This is a genomic window from Mucilaginibacter sp. cycad4 (assembly GCF_034263275.1).
Lineage (GTDB): Bacteria > Bacteroidota > Bacteroidia > Sphingobacteriales > Sphingobacteriaceae > Mucilaginibacter.
The window spans coordinates 4,335,897-4,357,637 of record NZ_CP139559.1; the positions used below are offsets into that span (position 1 = coordinate 4,335,897).

Below are 21,741 nucleotides of genomic sequence, written 5' to 3' on the forward strand. Positions count from 1 at the left end.
ATCTTTTTGTTTTTCGTTTATAATTATTTGCTAATGAATGGCTTCAGCCAAGCCCAAGCGACTGATTTTGTTCTCTTTCCTGGTTTTTGACCAGGCTGATCGTTTTCACTTGTGCGACATTCGGCTGTCTGAGTTCCTGGAGCAACTCAGTCATTTCAAGCGGTCTTTTATTCTTGTCATACAGATGCAGGTTCTTTTCCATCGGATTGGCGGACAAATAATAAGGGCCTTTGTCCCGTATATGAAAAGTGAGGATGTTCCCGCCTTCGAGGTTTTGAATGATTTTATCCTCTGCTAAACCGGCGACGCCTGTTTCCATACTTAATTTAAGCAGCTCTTTTTGGGGATCGTATCCGTAGTCCTGGTGAAACTCCCTTAGTTTAGGACTGCCCTCAGTATTCCTGTTTGCAAAGTCAAACTGTATCCATGCCTTGTTCGAGGTACCATCTGCCGTTTCAAAGCTTTTTTTGACAGCCCTGCCATCTAACAGGTTGGCCGCTTCCATCGCGGTAATCCTGCTATCAGCCCGGAATACGTAAGAACGGGCGTCTTCGCCTTTCTTAGACAGGCTTGCCTCATATTTACTGAACTGATAACGTCCGACCCGATCACGCTCCATAAGCAGCGTAACATCCAGCCTGTTTTGACTATTCAACTGGCGTGTCAGGTGGATATCAACCTTGCTTGTTTCATAATCCAGGTGTTTTTCGAGTTTACCGTCAATCGAGGCAAAGCCTGCAGTTTTCAATTGCCCTTTAAGCTGATCCAGGTTTTCAGCCCGTTGCTGCTGAAACCGGCGCAAGTGCAGGGGCTTGTCGTAAACCGCTTCCTTCAGGCGATGTAACAGGCGCATGACCGGATTTGGATATAATTGTTTCCGGAGTTTGTCTGTTACGGACCGGATCACGTGGGCAAACAAAACCTCTTTCTCGGACGGATTAACCGATAAGCGGTATAGGCCATGCCGTAAGAAATCGTATTTCTGCTGTTTAATTACCAAAGCACCTTCACCTCCTAATCCGGGAAGCTCCTGCAATTGCTTTTCTTTTGTTGCCCAATTATGCCATAACTCTTCTGCCCGGTTCCTGTGACTGTTCATGATCTGATGGTTTTTGATTCTAATTTTTATAGCATCGCGTTAAGGATCAGCCACAAGCAGTATCCGCCGAATAACAAGCAAAACAGCGCTAAAGCAATGATCCTGGAACTCCGGTTCCAGTGCTGTGTCTTGCGAAACAGATAACCGGCAACCCTTTGCTGTCTGGATTCAAAAAATTGGCTAACCCTGACAGCAAAAGCATTTTCGGTAAAGCCACTTGCCCTATGTTTTTTAAATAACCTCATGGCTGCGTGTTTTTAGTTTGTTCGTCCTTGTTTTCTACCGTTTCCCATCGTTCGATTAAAAAACCATGCGGGTTATTATCGCTCCGGCTCACATTACGAACATATCCTTGCGTAATTAAACTTCGGGTGGTTGTTGAGGTACTGCGTACCAGTTTCTCGCTCGCATAGCAGGTAAAAGCGTATGGATATTGGTTAATATCCAGTTTGATGCTGTCTACCGCGATCTGCTGGCTGATATTGCCGCTGACGATATTGTTATAATAACCTGCTTCCTTTAGGTTATCGTAAGCTGTTTTCGCGCTACCGTCGGCCAGGTATAATGCTTTGGTGATAGTCGCCTGTATCTGTTTGTCATCCGGGTCAAGACTAAAAAAGTCTGTATGAAAAACTTTGATATGATCGCGCAACTCTACCGGTATATTGTCTTTCCGGTCAGCGGCGATAGCTTCCAGGGCCTTGCCATTAGCCAATACATAAATGTGGTTTTTAAAATTGTCCGAACTCTGGTAGCTTTTATAGATCGCGAAGCAACTGATCCCCACGCAAGCAGCAATCAGCAGGTAGCTGAACAGCTTGATATGTTTAAAAGCACTGTCTATATTTTTGAATTGCTGAAACATTTACTTGCCCTCCAATTTGTTTTTTTGATGATTATTGCCTGTTCCACGATAGCCCTCCATAAAATCTGATGGGGCATTCAGAATGTTGCTTCGTGCCTGTTCGCCGCGATCACCTATAGCCGCCGCGGCAGATGGTACGTTGCTTACCGTGGTAGCCGTAAGACTGGTTACACGGCTTAATAATCCGTTACCACCATGCGCGTGTATGACATAGTTGGCGACGCTTGGCACCGAGAAGTAGCCAACTATGCCGATGCAGAGAAATATGAGATAGCAGGTATCGGTGGGACTAAAAAACGTATCGCCCGAACTTTGTATCTGTGATATGTCCAGTTTAATCATTTGCTGCTGCACCTGGCCGATGATACTACCAAAGATGTTAGCGATAGGCAGCCATAAAAAGATATTGATGTAACGGGCGATCCATTGCTGCAAAGAATGGTGCATGCCATCGAAAACTGCAAACCCGAATACCAATGGCCCTAAGATGGCTAATACGACCAGGTAGAAAGTGCGTAAAGTATTGATACAAAGGATAGCTGCTGCATACAATACTTGCAATATCTCCGACATCCACTGCTTGATATTGTTCTTGAAATTGTACTGCATCTTGTCCATCCAGAATTTCACATCATTGCCCAAACCGGAAAAGGTGCCCTCATTCTGATCGTTCGGGTCATCCGGATGGGTGTATTTGTACCATTGTGCCCGGTCACCGTTACCGTCGTCACCTACATACATTTGATAGGTGCTGCTATGCTTTATCGCGTCCTCTTTTTGTTTGAGCAGTAAGGCTATCGAATTATCCGAATTACTGACCATCGCCCCGGTAGCCGACACAACCGGCTGCATCACACCATTCATCAGTGCAATGACCGCCGGGAAGAGCATAATGCATATCCCCAATGCGAAAGGACGCAACAGCGGATAAAAGTCGAGCGGCTCTGCCCGTGCGATCTGCCCCCATACTCGTGACGCGATGTACCATAAGGCTGCAAACCCTGCTATGCCCCGCGCGGCACCGATCAGGTTGCTACACATCGGTATCATTTGGTTATACACATTATCCAATACCGGTTGCATCCCTTTCAAACTCGAAGTAATGTCCTGGGCATTGACTTGCATAACGGTGGCGGTAAGCAGTAGCATAACTGTACCGGTGGTTAATATTTTATTTTTCATGGATACAGTGTTTTTAAGTTATTGACCTCGTTCTGCTCCTGCTGGCGTTGAACCAACAGGATATTAGTACGTCGGTTAAAGTCTCGTAGAAAGGACAGTTTGTCGTTGCTGGAAGCATATATGCGATCAATGGCCGACAGGCGCTCGTCATCTGACATTCGTAATTTTGAAGCGGTAATGATGTTGGCCAGGTCATTGACATCGTTTAAAGCGGCGCTCGTTAATTGCCCGTAAACTCTGGCGAGGTAATCGAGTTCATCAGCGTTGAAACTCCCGCTGTTTTGAAATTGCCTGTAAGCTTTCCTATATTCCGAAAGGATACTGATCTCATCAGCGATAATATCAGCCACTCTTGCATATTTAGCTACTTCGGGATTAACCTGCATCAAGCCATTCAGGAAAACCGAATGCAGGTTGAAATTGCCCTGCGCCAGATCTTTTACCTGACCGTAGCCCTGTGTAAGGATGGAATACCCTTGCTGCATATCCGAAAGAATGGCCTTGAATTGCGTCAATTTTTCAATATCCAGTATCAATTGCTGAATGTCCTGATCCTGGGCTTTTGAGCGTTGAAAGCTGAGTGTGCAAAGCAAAACGCAGATACACCTCAACCAAATTTTAATTGATCCCATAAACTTGTTTTAAACTGTTCATTTGATTCAGTTCATTATTGTGCTGCGCCAGCAATACCCTGACCTGATTGCAAAAGGATTGGGTAAACGCATATTTATCTTTCATCCGGCTATAAATATTGTCAAGCCTGGTTAAGCGCTCGTCATCGGTCATTTGCGCCTTGTCGCCGGTCATCACCAGTTCCAGTTCGGCCAGGTCTTTATTACACTCGCTGATCACCTTATCCCTCACTTCGCCGATGTATTGCAGGGTGCTCTGATCCAAACCGTTCAGGCCGTTCAAACGATCATATTGCGGCGAAATCTGTAAAGCATAATTGGCAATGCTATCCGCTTTGGGTTTATTCCTGATCTCTGGGTTTATGGTCTTCAGCGAATTGTAATAAGAAGAGTGCAGGCCGTATTCACCTTTGACCCATCCGCCGATATTGCCTAATCCATGCTGCGAAATTTGGTACCCCTGTTTGACATAGCTGCCATATTGCTCCAACGCGATGATCTGTTGTGTTAAATATTTGATCAGCGTTTTCTTTTGGTTGAACCATTCGGCGAACGTCTGTGCCTGAACAGGCTGAAAGCTGAAAGCAAAAAGCAGCCCCACCCAAACCCTCCCCAGTAGGGAGGGCTTAGCTAACCTCCTAATCAATTCCATAATACTTTTTTAAAGTGAGTACTTCGTTTTCGTCCTTTGCCCGTTGGATACTCAGCATATAATTCTGGTTATTGAATTGCTTCAGGTCGCTACAGTTGGTATCTACCCGGTCTGCTGCTTTATTAACCAGTTCCAGTCGTTTGGCATCGCTCATTTGCGTTTTAAAAGAATTGATGACCACTAAAATTTCATCAAGGTTTTTGACGCTTTCCTGTAAGATACCCGAATAAACAGATTGCATATATTTCAATTCATCAGCAGAGAAATGCTTATCCGATTGGAGCAGGCCCCAGGCGTGATTGTACTGACCGACCAAAGTCGCCTGCTTTCCGGTCATATCTTTGATGTGCTCGTAATAGGCGATCACTGATTTGACCTGCCAAAGTTCATTGTAGTAGTTATCATACAGATTTTTCTGTTTCTCTGACCAGTCCGATATCTCTGTAAGTTTGAGTTTGGACAGTTGATTTTCCAGTGCCTTCTGGGCGTTTTGCAACCAGATTGTTTTGTTCTGCAATCGCTGCACTTCCAGGTCGATGGCCCGGATCACCCGGCCAACCGTTTCCTGCAATACCTGGCTGACCACAATCTGTGCATCCGCGCCCTCGGGCAGAGATACAAATACGGTGACTGCTGATAAAGGCAAAATGACCATATACTTTTTCATGATATTTAAAATTTTTGACACAATAGCCTCCTTTTACACTGCCGGATGCAGTATATCAATCGTTATGTGATGAATAGTTCTGTTAATTAATTCAGCTTGCGGTAAACCGCCTGTTTCAGCAATAAAACGTGTTCGTCAGGGTCAAAACGAAACACCCGGCCTGTCGTCGTTTCATTGAGCACCCCGCTTTTTTCATCGTAGTTGCCCTCCAGTTTTTCAACTTGATGCTTCTTAGGCAAAAGCCGGCCATCACGGATAGCCTGGTAGCCGGTATTCCGGGTAATACTATAATGGTTCACATCGGTATGGGTGAATATCAGGGTATCATCCGCTACCGCATATTCACCTTTGGTATGGTTCACATAAATACCGTCAATAAAAACTTGGTTTTTACTTGACTTACTTTGACAGGCTGCTATGCATAACATGCCGATCATCATAGTTACTGCTGTTTTCATATGCTTACTTATTTGTTTTTGGTTTGTAGATCTGCTACCAGCATAGCGATCCCTTTTTGTATGCTACCATATTTTTTTGCGTATTGCTGTACTTTGACTTTTTCGCTTTCTTCGGTGGTGTACGCGTAATATTCCGCCGGACTGACTTCGACCCGGTAAACTTTGGAATGCTGGCCCAGGGAGATAAATACCTCTTTGTATTTGCGTTTGGGATCATTTGCCCGGTTCATAGAAAGTACCTGTGCTTTTTCTTTATCCGTGAGGCCCAGCAATTCCTGTATCGCGTCAAACTTGTTTTGATATTTACTTTGATCTAAAAGGATCTTACAATCACTGTTATTAATGATCGCCTGTTTGACGATGGGACTGCTGATGATATCCTCGACTTCCTGGGTTACCACGATCGGTTCACCGTAGAACTTACGCATGGTCTTAAATAAATACCGGATATATTCAGCCATGCCTTCTTTGGCGATGGCCTTCCAGCATTCTTCTATCAGCACTACTTTTCGGATGCCAGGCAGCTTGCGCATTTTGGAGGTGATCATTTCCATGATAATGAGCGTAACTACCGGAAAAAGTGCATGGTCCTTTACCGCATCTATCTCAAATACAATAAAGCGTTCGTGCAATAAGTCAAGGTTTTCCGTAGCGTTTAACAGGTAATCAAATTCGCCGCCCCGGTAATACGGGTTCAGCACATAAAGGAAATTCGCTACATCGAAATCCCGCTCTTTGACCTTGCCATTTTCCAAAACCTGCAGGTAATGTTCCATCAGGTAGTCATAGAAAGTATTAAAGCATGGAAATACATCCGGGTATTGAGCCAGGTGCTGGTAATAGCCAGTCAGGGCATTGGAGATCGCCACATACTCAGACCTGCGGTAAGGTTCATCATCCTTTTTCCAAAGCGCTAATAATAAAGTTTTAATGCTTTCCTTTTTCTCTGTATCTAACACATCACCATTGGTGAGATAAAAGGGATTGAACTTGATCGGGGCATTTTCAGAATAGGTAAAATAATAACCACCTGCCAGTTCACAAAGCCCTTGATAACTGTGCCCGATATCCACGATCACAACATGAGCCCCTTGTTCATAATAAGAGCGCAGCAGGTGGTTTGTCCAGAAACTTTTGCCGGAACCGCTCGGGCCGATTGTAAATTTAGAGCGATTGGTGATCCAGCCTAATCGCATGGGCTCGTCCGAAATATCCACATGAACCGGTTTGCCCGTTAAACGGTCGCCCAAACGTATCCCGAAGGGACTGACGCTATCCTGATAACCGGTTTCCAGGTTAAAGAAGCACGCCGCCTGTTCCACGAACGTATCAAACGTATCATTCATCGGAAAATCGCCTTCATTACCGGGCATTCCCGCAAACCAGACCTGCGCTGCCCCGTCCGTTTCCCGCTTGGCGGTTGCATCCATTTGCGCCATGGCCGAACCCACCAGGTTCTTTAGGTCTTTGGCTTTATGTTCATCGTCCGACCAGGCCAGTACATTGAAATGCGCTTTGATGGGTAGCCGTTGCTCAGCAATCGCCTCGTTCAAAAAATCATTGACGGCATCCCGGCTGATCGCGTTTTCACGGGAATAACCGGATAAGGATTGCAGGCGAAGCTTTTTAGCTTCCAGCCGCTTGATAGTTTTTTGCCCGTCCTCAATAAAAATATATTGATTCAGGATGTGGTTGCAAGGCAGCAAACTGCCTAAAGGGCTGGCAAAGCCGATGCTGAACTTAGTTCTGTCGGTCGAGTACCGGTCATAATTGATCCTGGAACCGCAAAGCGGCGGCAAATCCTCTACATCTGCGAGCGTATACAATTCACAACGGTTTTTACCAACCCTGATGTCATCTTTGATATGAATATCCTGCAGAAGTGGCTGCTGTCCGGAGGTTCTTAAAAACAAGTATTGTTCGATGATCCCGGCTTGTTCTGCGGTTCCAGCCAATTCATCATCATTCAGGCGCCTTAAAGAAATAAAACCGCTATCGATCAATACCCGCTTAAACTGGCCTGCACTATCTAAAAAATCTTTATATAAGACCGGGTTGACGGTTTGTTGCGGTACGATGGATTTACGAAGGATATTGCTGTAGGCGGATGAACCTAACTTCCTGTCAACGCGTTTTTGAGTCAGAAAAATATAGCAACGATGTTCCAGGAACGCACGTTCATTAAAGAATTGTTCACTGGCGCGTGACAGGAAACTTTTACCGCCTTTTTCAAAATTGGCTTTATAGGTACTTTCAGTAAAATAGTCCTGCTTATGAAAGATACAACCCTGTAAGAGCAGGCGGATCGCTTTCACCCATGCCTGGTGGTAGGCTTCGTAATCCCGGTCGGCCAACGTGAAAATTTCCGGTAAGGTAACCGAGTAACCTATGGTGATATCACCATGAGCCGACAGGATCGCGCCGTTCTCGACTTTGGTTAGCGGCAATATTTGATGGATGTCAATACTCATAAGTTACTTTTAAGATTAATAAGTACCTGCCTGGAATTACATTTGAGATATTCAGGCAACTGTTTTTTGGCGAAGTGTTTGGATAGCCCATGCTCACCGAAACGGTGACTAAGCCTGGATACGCCGAAAAACAAACCTGAACCTAAACCAATAATAAGCGGCAGGATCGCCCAAAGGGTCAAGCCAATGATGTATAGCACTGCAAACCCAATTAATAAAACCACTAAGCCGACAGCCAGGTAAGCGATATATTGCGCTTTTAGACCCTTAAAAACAATTGGTTTTGACACCCCTTTATTGATCTGATATACACTACTCATAACTCTCGATTTTACAATCCGAAGAATGATTTAAGTACGGTTGCCACAACCACTAAGAACACACAGGAACCGAACCATGCTGCCGCCACTTTATTGGTATCCGGTTCGCCCGCATTCCACTTATTAAAAACCTTAATTGCGCCTATAATGCCGACGACCGCACCAATAGCATACATTAAATTGCAGCCTGCATCAAAATAGCTTTTGACCTGGGTGGTAGCCTCGTTGATCCCGGCATTGCCGTCCGCTCCGTAAGCCGCTATGTCAAAAAACACATTGCAGGTGAGCATGGCAATGGTGAACATCAGGGTCTTTAAAAGCGCCTGTTGTTTGGGGGTATAAGGGATATGGTTTTCTGTAAAAACAGCTTTGATGTCCCTGAGATGGGATATGATTGATTTGAACATGATAATTAGGGTTACACAGATGAATGAAAAAATTGATTACACCGATCAGGCCCAGAGGCTGTCCAGTTCTTTGTCCGAGATCGGAAAAAGCACATTATCGCGGATATAGTCGTTCAGTGCCTGCTGGTTAGCGGTTCCCTTAATAGCCGGGTACTTGGCCTTGACCAGCCCAAACAGGGAGATAAAGTCCGGCTTGCTGCCCTGTTCTTTTTCCAGGATATGAAAAATGCTTTTCAGTTCCTCGATCACATCGGGTATCAGGCTTTGCTGAACTTGCCGATGGTCATCATCTTTTATTTCATTGTTTAAATCCTCTTGTTCATCCCAATTATGTCCCTTATCCTTTTCGCTTACGTCTGGCGCAAAGCCGAACATGTTCATCCCCAATTGGCTTACACCCTTCGGTAATACCGTTTTGCCCATCAGGTCGCTTGCTTCGTCTTCCGAAAATTCCTCGTAATCTTCGTTCCAGGCATGTTGCAATGGCTCCGGCTGTTTGCCATCCCTACGTCTGCGTTTTAAAAATTCATCGAACTGTTTCCGGTAACTAAACCCGACGACCAAATACCAGATACAACTAAATACTACAGCGGCAACTAAAAACTGTTGCCAGGTGAATTGATGTAACATAATTTCTTTACTTTTTCCTATCGCTCCATTGCGGCAGGATTACAAAAGCAAAGGTTGTCAGTCTATCAGATTTCGGCTCGCAAGCGATCCGGTAGGTGCGAACGATTTATTTTAAGTAATTGATTTAAAACGATATTTGCGTACAGGCTTTAAAGCCAAATCGTCATCTACACGTTTATGTATGGACTCCCGCATCTGTTCAATATATCTTGTCGGACTGCTTGCTTTACGGTTCCGGATATCGATAAAATCCCGGTAAGCCCTGGACAAATCAATTTGTAAGTGTTTTTCCATAAAGCGGATAATTACCGCGATATCCGCATTGCCGTTATTGAGCTGCCCGGTAAAATAAAAGCCATAGATGACTTCAACCAGGTTGACTTTATCCCCCGTCCACCTGAGTTCAGCAGTTTCTTTTTCTTTCAATAATACCGGACTTACAGTCGGATTTAAATTCCCTAACATTTTCAGTAAATAATCCTGTAGCAGTTCATAGGCTTTGATCTTGGAAAATAAATAATCGCAACTGGTTGCAAACTCCCTATCAAGCTCCGGCACTTCGGGGATCAGTACACTTTGCACGTCAACACCCCTAACAAAATAAAGGTTATCCAGTTCGGTCGCCCTTAAGCGGTAATACTGGTAATGGAAGTAAATCTGCTTAAAAAAGCGGTTTACCGCTTTTATTTCCTCATGGTAGTAGTTTTTGAGTATTTCAGTATCACCTGAGGGGAGGCTGGTATCTATGTTGTATTTTTCCAGGTAGAAGATTCGGAGACTATAAAATTCAGGCTTGATATATTTGAAAAACTCAATTTCTTCGGTCTTATCCTTAAAAGGATGTTCTTCAATATAATCTTTCAATTTCTTCAAAGCGGAACGAACTGCCCCTAAAACAGCCGACAGTATTTTAAACGGCTCAGTTTCATTTGCAATGATTTTCGAGATATCATCGCTAAGCTGCGTTAATAGCTTATCACTAAATTTTCGTAACATAAAAAACAGGTTAAATAAATTCTGCCGTGCCTGTTTACTGGCAACAACTTTTCACTAAAGCAGAAGAAAAGTAATTTTTAATCCATGCGTATATACTTTGTTAAACCATTTAAATAATAATGGAACAAAAGTGGACATAACAATAGCATACGGTAAATAGGGAGATTACCTTGTTTTTTGATATAGGGAAAATGTACTACTCGATTCCAAGTAAAAAATTAAGGATAGATATGTAATTTCTGAATAAGGGCAACTTTATTGTTGACTTCTGTCTTTTCATAAATATTCTGAACATGGTTATCTACGGTCTTTCCTGCAATAAATAGTTTTTCTGATATTTCTTTATAGGTCAACCCCTCACGAACTAACAATACGATTTGAATTTCCCGGTTAGTTAGCCGGTAAAATTTACACTGTTCTTCAAATTCCTCCCTTTGAGATCCGATACGTCCTAATTCTTGTAATTTCCCATACTCTTCACGCTCCCTCTTAATAGATTTTCCAAGAAACAGTATAGAAATCGCGATGATTCCCGTATTGGTACATAATACCTCTATAAGCTGACTTTCTTCCACCAAACCAAAAAAAGTCAATGATGCCCAGGGAGTGATGGCACTATACATGGCTAGCTCTTCCAGATATTCATTTTTATTTCTGTTCCTCTTATATTTTTCACGGATAGAATTGAACATTATCCAAAGTAACACTAAGGCATAGATTAAAGGCACTATCATTCCCAACTTAATATCGGCTTTTAGATTACCGTTGATGGCGTAAACGATCACGAAAAAAACCGCATAGGGTAGCATTAAAAATAAAGGAACTCCGAAAAGCGCATGCCAGCGAAGTGAGCTCAGATCAAATGCTTTATAAAAATAAAAAGGGAAGTAGGAAGCCATCAAAAACCCACTTCCATAAGCGGTCATTATTTGTATGGGAATAGAAATATTGATTCCGGGATCGGGAAAAAGACCGCCTGTGATATTATAAAAAAGCATTAAAAATAGCAGGATCAGATACCTTATTCTGTTTTTATCCTGCGGTCGAAATGAGTAATAGGCGAGCTGGAAAATGAGCATACAGATTTCCAGTAAAATGAATATGAAAGTGACGATATGAATTTGAGTACCGAATACAAGCATGGCCATAATTATTTGTCCGGTTCCCGTTTCAGAAAAAACAAAGTGTAGTCTAATTCCAGCCGGTTGTAAACTTTAAACCCGAAACGTTCATACCAGGGAATATTGATTAAGGTTGAGGTTTCAAGGTAAACAGGGAGCGCTTTCAAATCGGCTTCTGCTAAGACTTCGGTTAACAGCGTACTACCAGTACCCAAATTCTGACGTTCCGGTTGAACACCAATAAACCACAAATAAATCATATCAATTTTGGGATGAAATTTTTTGATTTGATTTTCCCTCTTTATGGTCTTGTTGATGTTACTTAAGCCAATGGCCTGAAAAATAAGTTTTATATCTAACCAGATTGATTTTAACGTTGTTCGTTTGAACTGCGGATACAATAACAAAACGCATGCATTTGAGTCATCAGACAGCAAAACCTCTCCAAATTGTGAACACACTTCATAGGAATAGTCCATTAGTGCTTCAATGCGCAGTAACCTATTCTTATCCTGCTTTACAATGTAATTGACACTCCGGTTTTTTGAGAAGGCCCTGGAAAGGATATACAGTACTATTGACTTATCGGCGGCAGCGGCTTTTTTCATAGGTTGTTTGATACTGTTAATTTTACAAAAATATTTGCATCCTAATTGACCTGACGGCTGGAAATGTGAAGCCGCTTATCTATATCCTCAAAAGCATTCAATACCTTATCCAAATGGTCCCGTGTGTGTGTGGCCATTACATTCATTCTTATCCTTGCATCTTTTTTCGATACGGCAGGGTACATGATTGGGTTGGTATAAATCCCTGATTCTAATAATAACCTTCCCGCCTCAAGCGCTTTAGGAATTTCTCCCACCTTAACCGGGATAACGGCTGAAGCAGTCGCACCGACATCAAACCCGGCATCCCTAAGCCCATTTTTAAGGTAGTTGATGTTGTTCCAAAGTTTGGCCCGCCATTCAGGTTCCTCGTCAATAAGATCAATGGCCTTTAGAATGCCCATAATTGCAGGCGTCGCAGTCGTAGAAAACAAATGCTGTTTAGATTGGTATTTCAGATAAGTAATAATTTCGGGATCGGCAATTACATATCCTCCAATATTGCCAAGCGCCTTACTGAAGGTACCGGTAATGATATCAATCTTGTCAAATGCATCGTACATTTCGATACCCCCCCTACCTGTTTGTCCGACAACGCCTATACCATGCGCATCATCTACCATTAAATAGCCTCCATAATGATGCGTTAATTCCGCTATTTTATCCAAAGGCGCCAAATCACCATCCTGACTATAAACCCCATCAACGATTACCATTTTAGTACGGTAATTATGCTGTGCGTTTTGCAATATCTGCTCCAATGCCTTAAGGTCATTATGCAAAAATTTCTTCCTGTTAGTATTTAAACAGCCCTCGTATACACTTGCATGAACAGCCATGTCTACTATAGCTATATCCTGTTTATGAAGAAGGCATTGTAATGTCGCACTGTTAGCAGTATAACCGGTTGTATATAAAATGGCCTCTTTTTTCATATAGAATTTCGCAATCTTGTTTTCCAGTTGCTGATGATAGACAAAGTGACCACCAATAGCAGGCGATGCGCCCGACCCTGTACCAAACAGCTCTGTTCCCATTATCACCGCTTGCTTAACTTTCGGATGTTGACTAAATCCAAGATAATCATTGGAAACCAGGCAAACGGACCAGGTTGGTTGATCATTTCCGGGTAAAACAAGATGCATTTCCGGCCCGCAATGGGAAAGCGACTCAATCCGATAATTAAAATGGCCCCTTACTTTCAAAAAGTCAAGATATTTTAAAAATTCCGATGCCGTTGCGTAAATGTCCCTGCCTTCCATATTCTCAAAATCCTGGAAACTGGCCTTTTCAAAATCAATTGCATTCATATGTTTAGCTGTAACAGGTGATTAATGCATTAAAAATAAGCTACAAAAAAACGCGAAAGTGTGAGTTGTTAAATTTTAGTTAAATAATCATGAAGTCAAAAGAAATATTTATGAGCAACTCACGCTTTCAAGCATAAATGTGAATTTATTTTGCAGGCTTTATCATGGATTAATTAATTCTTTTGACTTATGAATACACGGCCTTTAATCAACTTATTAACCGGTATTACCACTATTTCATCCGCATTTGAACTGGCCTTATCGGATCGACTTGAACAGGAGCAGTACAAACCCCATCAGATTCTACATGCTGCCGGTCAAATGGAAAACCGACTTTACTTCATCGAAACAGGCTTTGCCAGAAATTATTTTTATGATAAAGATGGCCAGGAACATACTGTTAAATTTCGTGAACCAGGGGATATATTATTCTCTTATGAAGGTTATTACAAAGTGCCATCTTATTTTTATACTGAGATCATGGAAGAATCCAGATTGATTAGTTTGACCTATCATGATTTGCATGAACTGGATAGCATCTTTACTGAAGTGTCCGTCCTGATCAAGAGCCTGTTGCTCCGTTTCCAGAAAGAAGAATATCAAAGGCAAAGCCTGATCGCCCTGCCAAACGAAGAACGATACCTCCAACTACGCAAAAACAATAACGCGCTTTTTCAGAGAACACCATCCAGGATCATTGCCTCTTACCTGCATATGAGCCGGGAAACTTTAAACAGGCTCATCGCCAGGCATTAACTGCACAGATCGCCAGTTAAGCAGGTCATTTGAACAGCAAATCAAGCCATTTGAACAGGAAAATAGTTAGAAATGACTGCCTAAACTCTGTCATCTGACACAGGTAGCATCAAACCAGATGCCCTAATTTTATCCCGACATCTAACCATCATGAAAAAAGTAAAATCACTCTTTACTTGTGTTTACGCGGGCAAGAAGATTATCAGTCGTACTGTACGCAATCGAAAGTTTGCCGTTTTCCCGGGTTGCCCGGATAGCTGTACATAGCTATTCGGGTAACAGTAAAACTTGCATAGGAAATGCAAATTTACCGGCGAGGTCTGCCAAAAGACAAATCACAATATCATTCTATAAATTAAAGTTTTTGGAGCCCTTTTTTGCTATTATAAAAAGTTCAAACCTGTGAAAAAAATCACATTAAAAAATAAATATGTGGCTATAGTAGCCTTATTTGTCATGTTATTAGGTGCAGGCGTAGCATTCGCGTTTAAAGCACCGGCTAAAAAAATCAAAGTTCTTCCACCGGTTCAATACCAGTTTAACGGTACCACTTTAGCACAGGATAAAACAGCCGCAAATTATTCCGTTGTGAGCGGATCGGGGCCTGATTGTGAGGGAACCGCCCTGCCTTGTGTGGTAAGTGTATCAGGTGATTTACAAACCTGGTTAAATGCACGTACTGATACCCAGATACGTGACCAGGCTATTTCTACAAAGGATTAATCAAACTGAAATAAGGAACGGCAATGTTGGGTTAACACTGCCGTTCCTTTTATCTTGGATTCTGTTCCATCCCAGTCAGTTGTATAATATCGTCGGGGATGGGTAATGCATACCGCGGACCATTGGGCTGTAAAATATAAGTCTGCCCATTAATGTTTCGGGTTAATGTAATATTCTGCCCCGCTTTATTCAGCCTTTTTAAATCCATCCACCTTAATCCCCGCATCAATAACTCTTTTCGCCTTTCTGTCAATATCAATAACAAAGCATCATTGGAGTTAGCAGCTATAAGAGGTATAAAAGTTCCGGACTTGAACCGCTTTATAAGTAGTACGTTCAAATCGCTCATCGCCTCATTGGTTTTCCCGGCTCTTGCAAAACATTCTGCTCTCATTAAATAAACATCGTCAGTCGCTATTCCTCCAAATAAATTACCGCCGCCCTCGTAACTCCCTTTAAAAACGTGTGTTCCGTTGGTGCCAGCCTTGAAGAAAATTGTTTTCCGCAGATCATTGGTAGCATAAGAATTATACAGCATGGTATCGATCCGTGCCCTTGTATTACTTAAGGGTGCTGGCACCGGGATCTTGTTTTCGTGAATCACTTCTGCATTGAATTGCGCTACCGGATAATTTGCTCCTGCGTTGAGCGTATTGAAATCCAACAAGGTATGAGCTAATTGCAGGCATGAATCCGCATACAGCCCTGCCTTTTCATATTGCTGCATATATAGGTATGTCCTAGCCAACAATGCAAAAGCAGCCGGTTTTGAGGAGCGCATTACATGTAATGGGGTTACAGGCAGTAAAGCCGCTGCTGATCTGAGGTCTGAAATGACTTGGTTATACGTTTCCTGTAAATTACTTCTGACGGATTGCTGGTTAAAATCAGAATTCAACCGTATTGGAATCCCAAGCTGACCCGACGCGGCATTGGGATCATAGGCTGATGTCCATAAGCTCGCGACTTGCAGAAAGGCTTTACCTCTCACAAAAAATGCTTCACCCTTTACATTATTATAATCATTTTGGTTGTTACCTGTCTGTGCTATTTTGGACAGACCTTCTAAAATGGTATTTGCGGTAAACACCGGCCTGTAGGAATAATACCAGTCATTGCTTTGCGGCATAAATAAATTGCTTTTTTGCCAGGTGTACATATTTCTGAAATAATCAGTTGAAAGGGCCTGGTAATCTGCATCAAACAGGTAATAATTGTCCGCAGAGATTTCTCCTGAACCGGGGTCGGCATTATTGATCACTGGGTAGTTATCCAATAATGCTTGAAAATCTGCCAGTGTTGAGGGTACAGCCAGTTTTACGTCTGGTTTTTCGTCCAGATATTTTTTGCATCCGGGAGTTGCAAAACCAAGATATATGATCGTTAAAATGGAAATATATTTTTTCATCGGTATTTAATTTGTTTTTTAATGGTGATGAAGCTATCATGATCTGTATGTTTTTGCTCCCGCGGTAACGGTAGATCATGATGATTTCATGATTAAATATTCTCAGTGATTAATGAACAATTTTAAAATGAGGCTTTTAGTCCAAATGCGATGGTAAGCGGAGGTTTCAGGGTACTGCCGCTATAGTAATAATCCGGGTCAATGTGGTCTTTATTGGCCCGCCAGATGATACCCAGGTTACTGATATTCGTGTATAACCGAAGTGTCCTGAATGGCAGCCAGTGATAGTTATCCCGGTTAAATTCATAGCTTGCTGTGATATACTGGAGCCTGATATGGTCGCCTTTGTCAACCAAGCTTTCCGAGCCGCTATAAAAGGCATCCTTTTGAACATTGTCCGGATAGATCATGGATGGTACGGAAGTATGCAGTTCGTCCCCCGACTTTTGCCATCGCAGCGCGTAATCGGAATTTCCCTGCCCATTATTAAAAAGTAGCCCGTAATCAATGGAAGTCTTTTTTAAATAATAGCCCAATTTGTAAGTGGCTACGACAGTCAGTGACAGGTTTTTGTAAGTAAATGTATTGCCCACCGATCCAAACTTCGTAGGTAACGCAGACCCGCTGTACTTGAGGTCTGATAATAGCGTATTGTTGTACAGTACATTATAGTCTTCGCTAACCTGACCACCAACGTAACCGCGTGGATTACCGTTCAATGGATCAAGCCCGGCAGACTTAAAGGAAAGAATGGAGTATACAGGTTTACCTACTATACCTGATATGGATGGAGAGGTGCTTACATAAGTATTACCCATCACGTTATCCAAATAATAGGCGGTGATCTTGTCTTTGTAATAACTAAAGTTCACCGTAGTCCTCCATTTGAGTTTGCCCGTGGTGTTGATACTGTTTAATGTAATATCTACCCCATTACCTTCCATAGCCGCAACATTTTTCACGATGGTATAATCCACACCTGTCGTGTAATCCAAAGGTGCATTGCCAAAGAGGTCTTTAGCTTTTTTATGATAATACTCGATGCTCCCAGACAAACGACTGTTAAACATGCGGAAATCAACCGCCATATTCAGCATAGCCACGGTTTCCCATTTCAGTTCAGGATTGGCGTAAGTATTATACACTGCGTACGGCGTTTGGGTATAGGATGAACTTCCTGCATAACTTATGGTGGTGACTGCTGTCCTTGAAAGGTCTACATTCCCGCTTAATCCATAGGTTGCCCGCAATTTGAGATACGGTAAAAAGCCGACCTTGTAAAAGTTTTCTTTTGAAATATCCCAGGCTGCACCCACAGAACCTAAAGGATTCCATTTATTATTGGTATTAACGCCAAAAAGATTTGAAGCATCCCGTCTCGCGCTTAAAGAAAAAGTGTATTTGTTATCGTAAGTATAGGCGACATTTGTAAAGACAGAGACAAAGCGGTTTCGGATAGTGGTTATGCTTTTAGTATCCGGTATGAAGATGGATGTGCCGGTTACATAAGTCGGATAGGTATTGGTCAGGTCAACATTGCCAAACGTTAGCGTATTGGGATCATAGCCGTACAGACTGTTCGTATTGCCGCTGGTATTTATTTGCCGTATTTCTGCTCCTGCAATCGCGCTGATCTCATTTTTATTCCAGTTTTTATTGACATTGAATTGTCCCCGCAAATTTTGGGACTCTATCAACTGATTGGATTGATTTAATATACCGCCAACAGGTACAATATTGGTCACGTTACCGGATGGGTCGATCTGGGTAAATTCATTGATAAGGTTTCGGGCAGCATAACTCCCGGCACCCTGTAAATTATTTACATGGGAATCCTGCCGTTCATATTGATATTGTGCGTCGAAATTCAGGAAGCTGAAAAGCTGATAGGTCGCGTTTACATTGGCCATGATGTCTTGCAGATTTGTTTTATTGCTGATCTGCTTATAATCATTAAGCGGGTAATATTTCCAATCCAACAGGCCGGTTCCGGCTGTTGCCAAATAAGACAGGCTATAATCCTTCGCTACTGGTAAAGCATTGCCATTTGCATCTACAAATTTCGCATAGGGATACAGGCTGCCATTATAGGAAGTAATATCTCCATAACCCGGTCTACCTGCGTTAGTATTGCTTTGGGTATAATAAATCCCCGTATTGATCTGTAATTTATCTGTTGGTTTAAATGCATCCTGGAAGTGCAGGTTTAAACGGTCGTAGCCTGCGGCGAGATTGCTTATGTTTTTGTCATAGCCGCTTGAAAACAGCCACGATTGTGTTGATGAACCACCTTTAAGACTAATCGCGTACTGCTGATTGGTACTTTGCTGATAAAAGTATTGGTTAAAATCTTTTCGTACATCGATGTTCCGGAAAGCGTCGATCTGCGCATTAGCACTGGTTTGTGCAATGGTGCCATTCTGCGCAGCGGAAAGCAATTCAATTACCGGTGTCAGATTAGGATGTGAGGGATCAGCTATCCTGCTATCATAAAAGCCATTATTGAACAGCGTTTGTTCTACATTGATATAGTCGTTAGAAGACATCTGTTTGATATAGTTCAAATCTGGCTTTCTACCAATAGTTAGGTTGGCATTAAAGTCAATGCTTAAAGGCTGATTATATTTCGCCTTTTTTGTAGTGATGACAATTACGCCGTTTCCTGCCCTTGTTCCCCATATCGACGCGGCGGCGGCATCTTTTAACACTGTAATGTTCTCTACATCATTAGGATTAATGTTGGTGATATCGCCCTCATAGGGAAAGTTGTCTAAAACGATCAAAGGTGCTGTCGGTCCGTTTATAGTACTTAATCCACGGATTTGAATTTGAGGCGTAGCGCTGGTCGTCCGGTTAAAGGTCAGCCCGCTGGTGACTGGCTCCAGTCGAGATATGATATCGGTGCTTACCTGTTCACTTAGCTTTTGATTACTTAATACGGTGAATGAACCAGTAGATCTTTCTTTAGGTATCGTTTGGTAACCTGTAGAAACAACGACTTCCTGTAGTGTGGTTGTCACAGGCTTAAGTTTGATGATTAAATCAAGCGTTTGCGCATGGTTGAGTAAAAATAAATGTGCAGATTCGTAGCTCACATGACTTATAACCAATGTATCCGGGTAGCTGCTTGCCGGGATAGTAAAGGAGCCATCATTGCCGCTATTAGCTGCTGTTTTGTTTTTAATTAATCTGATGGTTGCATTCTGGATGATTTCTCCTGTTTGAAGGTTTAGTACTTTGCCGCTAATGTTTTGTTGCCCGAAAAGATTCAGACTGAATGCGCACAGGGTTGTTATGATGAATAATTTGAGTTTCATAAATGAGTCTGGTAATAATTTGAGTTTGTATTTCCTGCCACTTCTTTATCCTTGACGATCAGCATCTCCACTTTTTGATAAGTCGAATAAAGCTTTAACCCATAAGCCTTTAAATACCTTTTCATGGTATTCATATCTGTAATGGCCTCTTTAAATTTCAGGTCGATATTTTGGGTATAACCTGTATGGTCAAGTATCACCGCATTGCTGCTGATCTTATTGAGATAGATACACAGATTGAGCAGAGGGGCATTATTAAGTCTGGAACTATCTTTATCGCCTAATGCATCATTATATTGGCCCCCCTTTGTATGGATCAGATCAGCATTTCCAATTCTTTCCAATATCCAGCACAAGATTTTTCGCTTTTCAAATCCGGCTTTATAAGGCGTGTACCTGTTCAGATCGGCCAAAACATCATCATATAAATGGTTCATCCTACTTAAAGGGACAATAAGCTCGTAACTGTAAAAGTTCGCTCGTTCCCAATCTGATTTCTTTTCATTGGAAGAACCATAGGAGAGTTTTGATGGGTCTTTAACCTCAACCAGTATTCTGTTCTCGCTTAGTCCCCCGACTTTGGCACTGAGAACGCTTCGGTACATGGACAACAAACTCCGGTTATGTAAAATAATACCGCGTGTGGTATCGTTGATCAAACGCATTCCCCCACCACTTATGCCATCTATTTTCCCTTTCAACAGCATACTGAACTGTTGAAGATGGTCTGTAGGTAATTCTTTAATCGTATATAGCGGTCGCCTGGCATCAAAGTCACTTTTTTGATAAACAGGGGCTTTGCCACCGTTTAAAAACCGGATAATATGATCCCGCGTTAATTCATCGGCGGAAGTAATCGATCTTACTATCCCATTTTGATCTATCCATACATAATGAGGTAATGAAAAATGGGGAAACAGCTTTTCTAATAAAGTGTCGTTAATAGCGCATGGCAAAGAGAATGTAGGTTTTCCCGGTTTATTAAACCTTTGCAAAGTGGTCAATATTTTTTCTTTGGTATCCCTGGTATTTTGGGCATTAACCAAAAGGATTTGTATCAAGTCTTTAAATTCATTTTGCAGGCTATCCGCTAAAGGGAAATGCTTTAAACACGAACTGCACCAGGTGGCCCAAAAGTCGAGAATGAGCAGCTTGCCCCTGTAATTATTAATTGTAATTTGCCGCTTGCCTTGTGGGTGATTTACAGCTTGCAGCTGCATGTGCCATACGGCTTGGGATATCGTGTCGCCTATGTTCAGCGACCTAACGATTATGTTTGGGGACTGTGCATGTGCCGTAAAAAAAAGGCAAAGCGCAGCCATTGCTATATAGAGTATAGTTTTTTTCATATTGATCTTTAAATTTTGAGATTACAGGAAATAACGACTATGCATAGATAAACACAGTCGTTCTCATGGCGAAGTCAATATTTACTCGGGAGGAGAAATCAACAGGAACCAGGTATGAACTGCAAGATTAACCATGACTGGCCTTTCCGTTTGTAAAGCCCTCCATAAAATGCCGGGGATCATATAGTACCTTACCGAGTTTCTCCAATTGACTTGAAAAAGCTTGAATTTCTTCGGCTTGCAATGCGTCCAATGTTTTAGCTTTTCCGGTTAAAGTAAACACGATCCATTCCCAGAATTTTTCTTTTTCCAGTTCAGGATAATGCTGATCAAAGAAAGCTTCAACGATATTTTTATAAAATATCAGTTCTTGTTGATCGATGATGTGTTGTGCCGCCATAAATGTAGTTCATTACAGTATGGAGTCGTGAGGTAGGCTAAAACACCGCAGGCGTGAACACCCAACTTACCGCTTGTGAGGCCCTGAGAAGCCAAGGAACGAGTAAGCGGGCGCCACGCCTACGGCGTGGACGCTGTCCACTCATCGCCTTGTTCCATTGAAATTTCTCAGGTTTCACAAGCAAGACTCAAAGTGCGAACGCCAATGTCTTATTGAATATTCGCAAAAATAACTTTTAGATTCTCTATAACGGTATTTTTAAAGAACAGGCAAGTTTAATAATATAATTATAGAGATTTTATCTACAAATATAGAATAAAAACACTCATATGCAAATTTTTTATCTACAAACTGCAAACTCTAATATTTT

At 42.2% G+C, this 21,741-nt stretch carries 21 protein-coding genes; 2 read left to right on the top strand and 19 right to left on the bottom strand.

The window, feature by feature from the left end:
• Positions 1 to 43: 43 nt before the first annotated feature.
• The 15 genes from SNE26_RS17490 to SNE26_RS17560 all read right to left on the bottom strand — a co-directional run bounded on the left by SNE26_RS17490 (position 44) and on the right by SNE26_RS17560 (position 13,418).
• Entirely contained in the window at positions 44 to 1,099 is a 1,056-nt protein-coding gene (locus SNE26_RS17490) for a hypothetical protein (protein ID WP_321555209.1), read from the bottom strand.
• Between the two features lie 241 nt (positions 1,100 to 1,340).
• Positions 1,341 to 1,964, bottom strand: a complete 624-nt coding sequence (traK, locus tag SNE26_RS17495; protein ID WP_321555210.1) for a conjugative transposon protein TraK — start codon at positions 1,962 to 1,964, stop codon at positions 1,341 to 1,343.
• A complete protein-coding gene (gene traJ, locus SNE26_RS17500) occupies positions 1,965 to 3,146 on the bottom strand; it encodes a conjugative transposon protein TraJ (protein ID WP_373695581.1) in 1,182 nt (393 codons plus the stop codon).
• Entirely contained in the window at positions 3,143 to 3,778 is a 636-nt protein-coding gene (locus tag SNE26_RS17505; RefSeq protein ID WP_321555211.1) for a TerB family tellurite resistance protein, read from the bottom strand. The genes traJ and SNE26_RS17505 overlap by 4 nt, the downstream gene beginning before the upstream one ends.
• Positions 3,765 to 4,430 (bottom strand): hypothetical protein, encoded by a 666-nt coding sequence (locus tag SNE26_RS17510; protein WP_321555212.1) that lies wholly within the window; start codon positions 4,428 to 4,430, stop codon positions 3,765 to 3,767. The genes SNE26_RS17505 and SNE26_RS17510 overlap by 14 nt, the downstream gene beginning before the upstream one ends.
• Positions 4,417 to 5,097 carry a conjugal transfer protein TraI gene (locus SNE26_RS17515; RefSeq protein WP_321555213.1) on the bottom strand — a complete coding sequence of 227 codons (681 nt, stop codon included), beginning with the start codon at positions 5,095 to 5,097 and terminating at the stop codon, positions 4,417 to 4,419. The genes SNE26_RS17510 and SNE26_RS17515 overlap by 14 nt, the downstream gene beginning before the upstream one ends.
• 86 nt (positions 5,098 to 5,183) lie before the next feature.
• Positions 5,184 to 5,555: a hypothetical protein gene (locus SNE26_RS17520; protein WP_321555214.1), complete on the bottom strand. Its 372-nt coding sequence runs from the start codon at positions 5,553 to 5,555 to the stop codon at positions 5,184 to 5,186.
• A gap of 8 nt (positions 5,556 to 5,563) precedes the next feature.
• Positions 5,564 to 8,026, bottom strand: coding sequence for a TraG family conjugative transposon ATPase (locus SNE26_RS17525; protein WP_321555215.1), 2,463 nt, complete (start codon positions 8,024 to 8,026; stop codon positions 5,564 to 5,566).
• Complete coding sequence (locus tag SNE26_RS17530; protein WP_321555216.1) at positions 8,023 to 8,346, bottom strand: DUF4133 domain-containing protein; 324 nt, start codon at positions 8,344 to 8,346, stop codon at positions 8,023 to 8,025. Before SNE26_RS17530 ends, SNE26_RS17525 begins: the two co-directional genes overlap by 4 nt.
• A gap of 11 nt (positions 8,347 to 8,357) precedes the next feature.
• A complete protein-coding gene (locus SNE26_RS17535) occupies positions 8,358 to 8,651 on the bottom strand; it encodes a DUF4134 domain-containing protein (RefSeq protein WP_321560040.1) in 294 nt (97 codons plus the stop codon).
• A 147-nt stretch (positions 8,652 to 8,798) separates the two neighbouring features.
• Positions 8,799 to 9,383 (bottom strand): hypothetical protein, encoded by a 585-nt coding sequence (locus SNE26_RS17540; RefSeq protein WP_321555217.1) that lies wholly within the window; start codon positions 9,381 to 9,383, stop codon positions 8,799 to 8,801.
• Between the two features lie 111 nt (positions 9,384 to 9,494).
• Entirely contained in the window at positions 9,495 to 10,379 is an 885-nt protein-coding gene (locus SNE26_RS17545; RefSeq protein ID WP_321555218.1) for an RteC domain-containing protein, read from the bottom strand.
• 218 nt (positions 10,380 to 10,597) lie between these two features.
• Positions 10,598 to 11,527: a helix-turn-helix transcriptional regulator gene (locus SNE26_RS17550; RefSeq protein WP_321555219.1), complete on the bottom strand. Its 930-nt coding sequence runs from the start codon at positions 11,525 to 11,527 to the stop codon at positions 10,598 to 10,600.
• A 2-nt stretch (positions 11,528 to 11,529) separates the two neighbouring features.
• On the bottom strand, positions 11,530 to 12,108 hold the full coding sequence (locus tag SNE26_RS17555; RefSeq protein WP_321555220.1) for a GNAT family N-acetyltransferase: 579 nt from the start codon (positions 12,106 to 12,108) through the stop codon (positions 11,530 to 11,532).
• A 41-nt stretch (positions 12,109 to 12,149) separates the two neighbouring features.
• A complete protein-coding gene (locus SNE26_RS17560; protein ID WP_321555221.1) occupies positions 12,150 to 13,418 on the bottom strand; it encodes an aminotransferase class I/II-fold pyridoxal phosphate-dependent enzyme in 1,269 nt (422 codons plus the stop codon).
• Positions 13,419 to 13,607: 189 nt separating this feature from the next.
• On the opposite strand from SNE26_RS17560, the gene SNE26_RS17565 reads away from it, so the two are divergent.
• Positions 13,608 to 14,174, top strand: a complete 567-nt coding sequence (locus tag SNE26_RS17565; RefSeq protein ID WP_321555222.1) for a Crp/Fnr family transcriptional regulator — start codon at positions 13,608 to 13,610, stop codon at positions 14,172 to 14,174.
• Between the two features lie 402 nt (positions 14,175 to 14,576).
• On the top strand, positions 14,577 to 14,897 hold the full coding sequence (locus SNE26_RS17570; RefSeq protein ID WP_321555223.1) for a hypothetical protein: 321 nt from the start codon (positions 14,577 to 14,579) through the stop codon (positions 14,895 to 14,897).
• 49 nt (positions 14,898 to 14,946) lie between these two features.
• On the opposite strand, the gene SNE26_RS17575 is transcribed toward SNE26_RS17570, so the two are convergent.
• The 4 genes from SNE26_RS17575 to SNE26_RS17590 all read right to left on the bottom strand — a co-directional run bounded on the left by SNE26_RS17575 (position 14,947) and on the right by SNE26_RS17590 (position 21,371).
• A complete protein-coding gene (locus SNE26_RS17575) occupies positions 14,947 to 16,305 on the bottom strand; it encodes a RagB/SusD family nutrient uptake outer membrane protein (RefSeq protein ID WP_321555224.1) in 1,359 nt (452 codons plus the stop codon).
• A 122-nt stretch (positions 16,306 to 16,427) separates the two neighbouring features.
• Positions 16,428 to 19,622 (bottom strand): SusC/RagA family TonB-linked outer membrane protein, encoded by a 3,195-nt coding sequence (locus tag SNE26_RS17580; RefSeq protein WP_321555225.1) that lies wholly within the window; start codon positions 19,620 to 19,622, stop codon positions 16,428 to 16,430.
• On the bottom strand, positions 19,619 to 20,971 hold the full coding sequence (locus tag SNE26_RS17585) for a TlpA disulfide reductase family protein (RefSeq protein WP_321555226.1): 1,353 nt from the start codon (positions 20,969 to 20,971) through the stop codon (positions 19,619 to 19,621). The genes SNE26_RS17580 and SNE26_RS17585 overlap by 4 nt, the downstream gene beginning before the upstream one ends.
• A gap of 127 nt (positions 20,972 to 21,098) precedes the next feature.
• Entirely contained in the window at positions 21,099 to 21,371 is a 273-nt protein-coding gene (locus SNE26_RS17590; RefSeq protein ID WP_321555227.1) for a hypothetical protein, read from the bottom strand.
• Between the last annotated feature and the right edge of the window lie 370 nt (positions 21,372 to 21,741).